The organism is Enterococcus sp. RTP21361st1_A6_RTP21361_211029, from assembly GCF_040910045.1.
Taxonomy (GTDB): domain Bacteria; phylum Bacillota; class Bacilli; order Lactobacillales; family Enterococcaceae; genus Enterococcus_D; species Enterococcus_D gallinarum.
The window spans coordinates 1-1,756 of record NZ_JBDGBK010000190.1 but is presented as its reverse complement, the minus strand read 5'-3'; the positions used below and the strand labels follow the sequence as shown (position 1 = coordinate 1,756).

General features: G+C 65.8%; 2 protein-coding genes. Both read right to left on the bottom strand.

Features of this window, described 5'->3' with window-relative positions:
• The coding region (locus AB5Z52_RS16890) for a hypothetical protein (protein WP_368267128.1) at positions 1-743 on the bottom strand (743 nt) is incomplete at its 3' end.
• Positions 744-779: 36 nt separating this feature from the next.
• Positions 780-1,756: hypothetical protein (locus AB5Z52_RS16885; RefSeq protein WP_368267126.1), on the bottom strand; the 977-nt coding region annotated here is incomplete at its 5' end.

Sequence of the window (1,756 nt, the reverse complement as noted above, 5' to 3'; positions counted from 1 at the left end):
GCCTCGGTGGACACGCTCAGCGCACTGTCGGACTTCTTGACGGCATTGGTGACCTTCGTCGTCAGCTCGCCCAGTTCTGTCGTATGCCGTTCGATCACGGCATTCGCGGAATCGAGGTCAGATGCGACGTTCTCGGCCTTTGACTGGGCTTCAGCGGCAGCCTGTTTCGCAGCAACGGCCTTGGCGTCGACCGCCTGCACGGTCTTGTCCAGACCAGCGGTGGACGCATTGGCCTTATCAGCTGCCTTCTGGGCTGCATCTGCTGCGGACTGTGCCTTATTGGCGGATGTCTGGGCAGCTTCAACTGCGGAATCCATTTCGGACTTCACGTTTTGAACCTGCTGGGTGAGATCGGTTCGGACCTTGTCGGCCTTGACGGCGGCGGCCTGCGCCTGCCTGCGCGCGTCGTCGATGCCCGCCTGCGCGTCCTGCCTGATCTGCTCGCCCCGCCTGACCGCCTCGTCCGCCTTCGCGGCGGCGTCGGCGGCGGCCTTCCGCGCATCCTGCGCGGCCTTGTCGATGCCGCTCGTGTCCACCAACGGCAGTTGGACGCCGTCCTTGTCGACGCGGTTGACGCCATCGGACGCGCCCCCGCCGGCGAGGATGCCACCGCCGTCGCCGGTGTCGATCCACACGCCGCCGCTTCTGCGGGTGAGCAGACCGGTCGCGACCTCCAACGCGTTGAGGCCCGTGCCGAGCAGCAGATCGAGGCCGGACGGGTTGATCTCGCCATGTAATGCCATGAGATGACCTCCAAAAAAGAACATGGGATCCCTGCGTCAGGCGCAGGGATCTTCGCAGATGTCGAACAGGAGCGTGACCTTGCCGGTCTGGTCGCCGCTCATCTTCATGAGCCGCTGACGGTAGATCCCGTCGGGCAGGTCGGGGAAGCCGGTTATGGAGATTTCGAAGATCTCGCCGGGCCAGAACGTGCCGGGTGCGTGCAGGGGCATGCCGGAAGCGTCCACGTCGTTCGCGTCGATCGTGCCGGATAGTTGCATGAGAGGCTTGGAATTCGCGGCGAGCTTGGCCTGCGCGTGCGATTTCAGGACGTCCCAGCTCTTCGCGTCGGGATCGCTGTACACGCCTTCGCGCAACGGCCACGGGTCGGACCGCCGGCACAGGGTCAGGTCCTCGGCCAGACAGCAGACCGTGGCCTTATCGCTCCCGGCGCCGGTCGCGTAGAACCGCTGTGCCGGTGCCATGCGGTCCACCTTCAGATCCTCCAGGGTGCCGCCCAATGGATGGTAGTCCAGTGAGTGCACGGTCTCCTGGCCGAGATACACGTCGCCGTCGCTCCCGGCCTCGAACCGGTATCGCACGTGCTGCGAATCCGATAGATACGGCCTGAACTGTATGTCGGGCCCGCCGTTCACGTTCGCGAGCTTCGTGAGTATCTGCTTGCAGGACTGGTTCTGTACGTCCCAGTCCTGGTAGTCCGTACGCTGGTGGCCGCCTCGCTCGCCGAGCCATGGCAGGTCGATGGGGAGCGTGCCGCCGGGCTTGGCGCTGGTGCATTGGCGAATCACCTCGCAGGCGATCGCGCGCAGGGACAGTCCCTGCCATGCATACCCGCCGGGGGCCGTGTGCGCCGCGTTGGTGCCGAACCCGTCCTCGTGCGCGAGGATCCTGTCGCCCAGCACGGTCGGGATGCTGTCCAGCGGGATGCTCACATCCTGCTGGCTGCTCGACCTGACGCCGAACACTCCACCGATGATCGGCGTGCCCAGCGAGGCGTCGCCGTCCAGGACGCCGT